General features: G+C 58.9%; 8 protein-coding genes and 1 rRNA gene. 7 read left to right on the forward strand and 2 right to left on the reverse strand.

Features of this window, described 5'->3' with window-relative positions; translation table 11 throughout:
* Positions 1-16: 16 nt before the first annotated feature.
* Both T518_RS09445 and T518_RS09450 read right to left on the reverse strand, forming a co-directional pair.
* A complete protein-coding gene (locus T518_RS09445; RefSeq protein ID WP_036378480.1) occupies positions 17-289 on the reverse strand; it encodes a hypothetical protein in 273 nt (90 codons plus the stop codon).
* 158 nt (positions 290-447) lie between these two features.
* Positions 448-1635 carry an MFS transporter gene (locus T518_RS09450; protein WP_036378481.1) on the reverse strand — a complete coding sequence of 396 codons (1188 nt, stop codon included), beginning with the start codon at positions 1633-1635 and terminating at the stop codon, positions 448-450.
* 152 nt (positions 1636-1787) lie between these two features.
* Between T518_RS09450 and T518_RS09455 the strand changes: the two genes are divergently transcribed.
* The 7 genes from T518_RS09455 to T518_RS09485 all read left to right on the forward strand — a co-directional run.
* Complete coding sequence (locus tag T518_RS09455) at positions 1788-2603, forward strand: HAD family hydrolase (RefSeq protein ID WP_036378482.1); 816 nt, start codon at positions 1788-1790, stop codon at positions 2601-2603.
* Positions 2596-3522, forward strand: a complete 927-nt coding sequence (rapZ, locus tag T518_RS09460; protein ID WP_081828474.1) for an RNase adapter RapZ — start codon at positions 2596-2598, stop codon at positions 3520-3522. Before T518_RS09455 ends, rapZ begins: the two co-directional genes overlap by 8 nt.
* A gap of 2 nt (positions 3523-3524) precedes the next feature.
* Entirely contained in the window at positions 3525-4853 is a 1329-nt protein-coding gene (locus T518_RS09465; RefSeq protein WP_036378484.1) for a gluconeogenesis factor YvcK family protein, read from the forward strand.
* 37 nt (positions 4854-4890) lie between these two features.
* Positions 4891-5862, forward strand: coding sequence for a DNA-binding protein WhiA (whiA, locus tag T518_RS09470; protein WP_036378485.1), 972 nt, complete (start codon positions 4891-4893; stop codon positions 5860-5862).
* A 5-nt stretch (positions 5863-5867) separates the two neighbouring features.
* Positions 5868-6659 (forward strand): polysaccharide deacetylase family protein, encoded by a 792-nt coding sequence (locus tag T518_RS09475; protein WP_248617183.1) that lies wholly within the window; start codon positions 5868-5870, stop codon positions 6657-6659.
* 44 nt (positions 6660-6703) lie between these two features.
* Entirely contained in the window at positions 6704-8035 is a 1332-nt protein-coding gene (locus T518_RS09480) for a copper amine oxidase (protein WP_341460087.1), read from the forward strand.
* Positions 8036-8512: 477 nt separating this feature from the next.
* Positions 8513-8599 (forward strand): 16S ribosomal RNA (locus T518_RS09485); the annotation flags it as partial.

Genomic DNA, 8599 nt, shown 5'->3' on the forward strand with positions numbered 1-8599 from the left:
GTAAAAGTGCAGTCGTTCAGATGAACATATGGCGCATGCAGAGGACGAGGAAGCAGACGACGGCTAGGCCGAAGCTGAAGACCTCGACGCAGCGCACGGGGTAGGCGAAGTGGAGCGGGATGTCGATGACGCGCGGGATGTTGCTGGCGAGCAGGGAGATGGCGATGGAGACGTAGAGCAGGATGTTCGTCAGCGGTGCGACGTGCACTTCGGAAAAGGCGCGCAGCAGCAGGTAGAGGGAAAAGGCGATGAAGAAGTAAGCGATTTTATCTGCGTAGTGAAAGTTCATACGGGACACATCCTTCGGGATACGAGGTTGAGGCAGTGGGTAATATATGGCTGTGAATCGTCCATCACGATTTACGTCATGCGTAAATCACATGTTATTTCTGCGCGGGCGGCGCAAAGTCCTGCTGCTTCTGCAAAATCGCAGAAGATCGTGCGCGCTCAGCAGCCACGCTGGCCGCGGTAGCGGTGCCAGATGGCAGAGCTCAGGCAGAGCAGCAGGATGCCGGAGAAGGCGAAGACACAGTGGATGCCGAGGTATGTCGCAATGAGGCCGCCGAGCAGAGGGCCAGCCATGGAGCCTACCTGCTGTGCGGCAAACAGCATGCCGAAGATGCGCCCCTTGTAGGACGGCGGGGTGTTGCTGGCGAGCACGGCGTTGATGGACGGATGGATGCCGCAGAAGAAGAGGCCGCCGACGAACTGCATGACGGCGAACGGCAGGAGGGTGTCGGGGATGCCCTGGATGATCATGGAGAGGCCGGCGCCCGCCATGCCGAGGCACATGGCGCGGAAGAAGCCGCGCCGCTGTCCGAAGGTTCCCCAGAATGGCGCGGCCATGGCGCCCGCGATACCGCCGAGCGAGAAGACGAGGCCTGCGACGAAGACGATGTTCGGCATGGGGCCTGCGAGCTTGGCGACGTACGTCGTGAGGACCGGCTGCAGGATCAGGATGACCATCTGCACGAGCGTGCCGCAGAGCAGCATGTTGCGCAGCAGCGGCATGCGCCAGGGCGAGACGTCGTCGCCTGCGGCATCTTCTGTGCTTGCGGCTTTCTCGGCGACGGGCGGTTCCTTGATGATGAAGGTGAAGATCAGGAAGTTCGTGAAGAGCGCGGCGGCGGCGAGGAAGAAGGAGTAGCGCATGCCGACAGCCTCGGCGAGGACGCCGCCGAGCAGCGGCCCGACGACGCCGCCTGCCGTCAGGGTGCCCTGCATGACGCCGAGGCAGAAGCCGAGCTTTTTCGGCGGCGCGTAGAGCGTCATGATGGCGAGATCCATCGGCCAGAGGCCTGAGGCGAAGCCCTGGAAGAGGCGCATGAGCGTGAGCTGCTCCGGCGTCTCGACGATGCCGCCGAGGAAGTAACTGATGGAGAGCAGGAAGCTCGCGCGCATGGCCATGATGCGCTTGCCCTTCGTGTCAGCCATGCGCCCCCAGATTGGTGCCATGATGGCGGAGACGAGGAATGAGGCGGAGAAGACGATGCCGGACCAGATGTTGACATCGGCCTCCGAAACGCCGAGTTCCATCGTCAGGTACATTGGCAGGAACGGGATGAGCATGGTGTAACTTGAGGACATGAAGAGGATATTGCACGTGAGAATCGCAAGGACGAGCTTCCAGTTCAAGAAAAGACCTTCTTTCTTCTATCAGGAAAATAACATCTTTCTATTCTATCATGGAGAAAGAAATAAGCAAAGACATTCTGCTGACTTGCATTTTGGGGCCAATGTGGGGATAATAAGACTAGGTTACTTCCATATATGAAGGAGGCGCTACTATGTCAGTAAAACTTTTTGTGACAGATCTTGATGGGACGCTGCTGCCGAGCGGCAAGGATGTCCCGCGTGAAAATATAGAAGCCGTGCAGAAGGCCGTGCGCGCCGGCGTCATCGTGACGATCGCGACGGGGCGCATGTACCGGGCGGCTCTGCCTGTGGCGGAGGCGCTCGGCGTCGATGTGCCGATCATCACCTACAACGGCGCGCTCATAAAGTCGACGAAGGGCAAGGTCTACCACACGAGCTACCTGAAGCCGGAGGTCATCGAGCAGGTCGTGGATTTCTGCCAAGAGCAGGGCTGGTATCTGCAGTCGTACAGCCGCGATGAGCTCTGGGTGCCGGTGCACGATGAACACGCGCAGCGCTATGAACAGGAGCAGAAGGTCGAGGGACACGTCGTCGGCTGGGACGGCCTGCGCGAACACACGCAGGAGGTCTGCAAGCTGCTGACCATTTCAGAGGACGGCCAGGAGACGGAGCGCCGTCTCGCCATCCTCAATGAGCGCTTTGGCGCGGATATCGTTGCAATGCAGTCGAACGCCCGCTACGGCGAGATCGTCAATCACGGCGTCTCGAAAGCAGAGGGCCTGCGCCGGCTTGCCGAGAGACTCGGCATTGCTGTCGCAGATACGATGGCCATCGGCGATTCGTACAACGACCTGCCGATGCTCAAGGCTGCGGGGCACAGCGTGGCGATGGGCAATGCCGTGCCGGAGGTCAAGGCGGTCTGCGACTATGAGACGGGCCGCTGCGAAGAATTCGGCTTCGCCAAGGCCATCTATGATCTGGTACTCGGAGGTGGGACAGATGAGTGAAATGGTAAAAACGGAACAGGCAAAGGAAGAGGGTTTCCGCCTCGTCATCGTGACGGGCATGTCGGGCGGCGGCAAGACGCAGGCGAGCCGCTACCTCGAGGATCTCGGCTACTTCTGCGTGGACAACCTGCCGCCGGTATTCATCCCGAAGTTTGTCGAGCTCTGCAAGCACTCCGGCGGCCATGTCCGCAAGGTCGTGCTCGTCGTCGACACGCGCAGCCGCGAGTTCTTTGGCACGTTTGTCCATACGCTCAACGACATGGACAAGGACGATGTGCCCTATGAGATGCTCTTTATGGATGCATCCGACCCGGCCATCATCCGCCGCTACAAGGAGACGCGCCGCCGCCATCCGATGGCGCCGACCTCGCGCATCTCCGAAGGCATCGCGAAGGAGCGCGAGCGCCTGGCACCCGTGCGCGCGAAGGCGACGTACATCATCGACACGTCGGAACTGCGCAAGGTCGACCTGCGCGACAAGATCCACCGGCTGTTCGGCACGTCGGGCGGCGAGCAGATGAGCATCAACGTGCTGTCGTTCGGCTTCAAGTTCGGCATGCCGCTCGATGCGGACATGGTGTTCGACGTGCGCTTCCTGCCGAACCCCTTCTACATCGAATCGATGCGCCACAAGAGCGGCGCTGTGCCGGAGGTCGCGGAGTACATCGCGAAGTGGCCGGTGACAAAGGAGTTCACGCGCCTGCTCGATGAGATGATCGATTTCCTCGTGCCGCAGTACATCAAAGAGGGCAAGAGCCAGTTCGTCATCGCAGTCGGCTGCACGGGCGGCATGCACCGCAGTGTCTACATCGCCAAGCACATCTTCGATCGCCTGACGGCGCAGGGTTACTCGACGCGCCTCGAGCACCGCGACCTCATGAAGAACGATGTGCGTGAGCATGTACGTGAGGAGTGTTGAGCATGCATCTTCTGAAATGGCTCTATCCGGGCATGAAATTCAAGCGATGGCTGCTGCTATTCTCGGTCGGCGTCATGCTCGTCAGCCTCGGACTCGCCCTGGTCTTCAACTACAAGTACCTCGACTTGATCGAGGAGGCGATTTTCCGCGCGGTCTACCTCTGGAAGGGCAGCTACAACTACATGTTCACGACGCTCGTGGGCATCGCCGTCGTTGTCGTGGGCATCGGCCTCATGCTCATCGCGACGCGCTTCGTCATCCGCTCGGTCATCATGGTGCTGCTGCCGGATAATTCCGAGCGCCTCGTCGACATCATCTACGAGAAGCGCCGGCTCGGCAAGGGGCCGAACATCGCCGTCATCGGCGGCGGCCACGGCCTCTCCGTGCTCCTGCGCGGCATCAAGGCGGCGACGTCGAATGTCTCGGCTGTCGTGACGGTCGCCGATGACGGTGGATCGTCGGGCAGGCTGCGCGAAGACCTCGGCATAATCCCGCCGGGCGACCTGCGCAACTGTCTCGTCGCGCTGGCCGACACGGAGCCGCTGATGGAAAAGCTCTTCCAGTACCGCTTCAAGGGCAAGAGCGAGCTCGCCGGCCATTCTTTCGGCAATCTCTTCATCGCGGCGATGACAGAGGTCACGGGCGATGTCGAGACGGCCCTGCGCGAGTCGTCGAAGGTCCTGGCCGTCAAGGGCGAGGTCCTGCCAGCCTCAAAGGAGCATGTGCGCCTCGACGCCATCATGGACGACGGCTCTGTCGTCGAGGGTGAGTCGCACATCCCGGAGGTCCACAAGCACATCCGCCGCGTCAAGCTCTTCCCGCCGCATGTACAGCCAGTGCAGGCGGCACTCGATGCGCTGATGCATGCCGATGCCATCATCCTCGGCCCGGGCAGCCTCTATACGAGCATCATGCCAAATCTGCTCGTCGACGGCGTGGCGGAGACGCTGCGCAAGAGCAAGGCTGTCAAGATCTACATCTGCAATGTCATGACGCAGCCCGGCGAGACGGACGGCTATACGGCCTCGATGCACGCGAAGGCCATCCTCGACCACGGCGGGCAGGGTGTCATCGACTACATGCTCGTCAACAACGCGCCCATCTCGAAGGAGATGCAGGCGTATTACGCCAAGGAAGGCGCTTATCCGGTCGAAGTCGACGAGGAGGCCATCAACGCGCTCGGCATCGGCTTCCTCAAGGCGGACATCATCAATGAGTCGGATGTCATCCGCCATGATCCGCAGAAGCTCTGCCGCAATGTCATGAAGATGGTCGACGGCCTGCGCCCCGGCAATGGCAGCGACCACTATATGCGAAGCAGGCATAATTGAGAGATATCCGAATTAGTGGAATCAATAGATAGGAGGTATGACCTTGCCGTCGTTTTCAACGGAGGTCAAGAATGAGCTGGCCAGGCTGACGTATGAGGATTCTTGCTGCCGAACGGCAGAGCTCGCAGCGCTCCTGCGCATGGGGGCGACCATCACGTTCGGCATGCACCATACCTTTGGCCTCAATTTCACGACAGAGAACGCGGCCGTGGCCCGCAAGGTCCTGCAGCTCCTCAAGAGCGAGGGCGGCAGCATCCGCACGGAGATCACGGTCAGCCGCAACCGCAGGCTCAAGAAGAACAACAGCTACAGCGTCCGCGTCATGCCGGCGCCGCCTGTCGCGACACTCCTCGAGCATCTCGGCTTCCTTCACGATGCGAGCCTCAACATGGATTCCGACATGGGCATCCTGCGGAAAACGTGCTGCCGCGCAGCCTATCTGCGCGGCGCCTTTTTGGGCGGGGGCAGTGTCAACCGCCCGGAGGCCAGCTATCATCTGGAGCTCGTCACGGGCAGTTACGGCCTCGGCAATCTGCTCTACACGCTGATGAAGCGCATGGATTTTCCTGTCGGCTTCACGGACCGCAAGGACTCCTACATCGTCTACCTCAAGGAGGGCGATGCGATCATCGACTTCCTGGCAATGCTGCATGCCGACAAGGCGGTGGAAGAGTTTGAGATCGCGCGCAACATCAAGGAAGTCCGCTCACAGGTCAACCGCCTCGTCAACTGTGAGACGGCGAATCTGCAGAAGGCCGTGGATGCAGCTGGCCGCCAGCTCCACGACATTGAAGTGCTGCAGCGGCAGGAGGGCGGCCTCGCCGCTCTGCCGGAACGATTGCGCGAGACGGCCGAGGCGCGTCTTGAAGAGCCCGGTGTGAGCATTGTGGAGCTCGGGGAGATGCTCGGCGTCAGCAAGTCGGGGGTCAATCACCGCTTGCGCAAACTTCATGCATTGGCCGCCGCAGCAGAAAAAGCAGAAGAAAAGGAAGGAGATTGTACGATTTGAGTCGCTTGAAAAAATGGTTACTGGGTCTCGTGTTCCTGCTCCTGGCTGTCGTCCTCTGGCTGGTGTTCTCGCCGGCACCGGATGGCATCCCGGTCCTCGAGTACCACGAAGTTGCGGAATCTGTCGATGAAGATGCCTATGCCTACAATGTGCCTCCCGAGGACTTCCGGCAGCAGCTCGACTATCTCCAGCAGCAGGGTTACACGACCATCTCGATGCTCGACTTCATGAAGGCGAAGCGCGGCAAGATGGAACTGCCGGCAAAGCCCATCATCCTGACGTTTGATGACGGCTATGAGGACAATTACACGGAGATGCTGCCCATCCTCGAGGAATACGGCATGAAGGCGACGGTCTACGTCATCACGAATCAGATCGGTCAGCCTGGCTACCTCACGTGGGATCAGCTGCGCGCGATGCAGGTGCGCGGCATCGAGATCGGCAGCCATACGGCCAACCACAATCCGCTGACCTCGATGGACGCAGCAAGGCGACTCGATGAAGTGCATCTGTCGAAGCTCCTGCTCGAGTGGAACGGCATCCATACGGTCTACGCTTTCTCCTACCCGAACGGCGCGTACGATGAGACCCTGCCGGAGCTGCTGGAGCAGAATGGCTACCTGACAGCCGTGACGGGAGATGCCGGACTCAATACGTTTGAGACGAATCCGTACCTGATGCAGCGCGTCAACATCCCGCATCCGCGCTTCGGCCTCTTCGAATTCAAGCTTCGCCTGTTGAAGGCAGAGGTATTCACGAAGCTCCGCATCCATCAACATTTGGAGAATGAATCATGAGACATTTCCATGCAAGTCAAAGAACAAGAAAGAAGAACACGCACGTGAGACGCAAGAAGAAGATTGCCGCAGGGCTGCTGGCCTGCCTGTTGTCCGGTGTATTCTTTTCGCAGAATGCACTGGCGCGCCATAAGGAAGCCGCGCCCGCACCTGCAGAAATGCAGCAGGCGGTCAAGGCGCTGGCAACTGCTGCCGACGAGAAGGACACAAAAGACACAAAAAACGCGAAGGTGACGAAAAAAGAGAAGAAGGAGCAGGCAAAGCAGAATCCTGCCATCGGCATCCAGCAGAAGGTGGCAGAAATCCTGCGGGAACACGTCGCGCAGAATGCCGGCAAGAAGCCATTCAAGTCGCATGTCATGAAGATGTGGCCCGTCGAATCAAAGGATGAGGGCGGCACGCTGCTCTTTTCGGACAGCCCCGAGTCAGTTACCGAAGACGGCATCCTCTACCAGGATACCGTCAAGGGGGAGGCGCGCATCCTCTACTATCACCTGAACAGCAGCGACTCCGACAAGAAGGTCGCTGTCGTCCTGCAGAGCGCGGACGGCCAGCCTGCTATCGTCCGCGTGACGCGCGGCGGCGCGTGCTACCCGAGCCCTGACTACCTCCACGTCGGCAAGATGACGCAGATGGCGTACTTCGAAGGGGAGGCGCACGGCGATATCTACATCGGCCGCGGCCGCCACCGCCTGTTGCAGGAGAATATGGATACGACCATCCTGCATCCCGGCGACCTCGTCTACGGCGTCTATGACTTTGCCTCAAACCGGCCGATCAAGGTGTCGGTCATCATGTACCCAGCCGATACCGACCCATACGAATTCCTCGAGCAGGCAAGGGTGCTGCCGAAGGACGAGCAGCGCCTGCGCGGCACATTCCAGGGCATGAACCGCACGCTGACTTCATCCAAGGCGTACGACCCCGCGGTGGATGGCACGGTCTACTTCCCACTGGCTGACGACATCCATGACCGCTATCGCACGGGCATCGATGCGACAGACGACAGCGCCGTCACGAACTACGGCAATTACGGTGTGCTCTACAAACTCCAGATCCCCGTCGTAAAGGGCAGCGCTGTCCAGTACTACCTGAGCCCGCTCGGCGGCATTTACGCTGGCGCCATGACGGTGGCGCAGGATGCGGTAAGGCGCCGCATGATCGAGACGCCGTATGAACGGCCGTACTTCGGCGATGCGACACCGCCGGAGTCGGATGCCACCCAGAAGGCACGCGAAGAGGGGCTGGCCATCCTGACGGAGACGACAGAGCTCACTGACCTCGGTGTCTATGAAGGCGGCCCTGTCACCTTTGAGTTCTCGCCGCCAGGCGCATCCAATCTGCCCGTCAACATCATCATGATGCCGGCTGAATGAGCATGAAATCAGGGATTCTCGAGAGAATCCCTGATTTTTTTATCTTTTTTTCAAAAAGAGTGTTGACAAATGGATGGAAACCCTGTAGTATATTACAAGTCGCCGCAAGACACCGGCCGATAAGCAGCGAATGCAAGAACATCGTTCCTTGAGTGGAAACGCCTTGCAGGACATGCAGAGTGGCTGTCTTTCAGACAAAAAAGAAAAAATAAAAAAGTTCTTGACAGACTGAAAGAGATGCGGTACAATAAATGAGTCGCTTGAAGCAAAGCCTTTCAAACGAAAGCGAGCTTCGAAAGACAGAGTTGTTCTTTGAAAACTAAACAATGCAACATGAATCATTTGTGATTCAAGCCAGATGTTTTTAAAACATCGATTGATTATGAACATAAGCAATCGGCAATTTCTTTACTGAACTTTGATTTTTCAAGGTTCAGGCCAAAAAGATTATTAGAGCCAATCAAGGCTTTCCTAAATTTTATGGAGAGTTTGATCCTGGCTCAGGACGAACGCTGGCGGCGTGCTTAACACATGCAAGTCGTACGAGACGATTGAAAGCTTGCT

This window comes from Mitsuokella jalaludinii DSM 13811, from assembly GCF_000702905.1.
GTDB classification, from domain to species: Bacteria; Bacillota; Negativicutes; order Selenomonadales; family Selenomonadaceae; genus Mitsuokella; species Mitsuokella jalaludinii.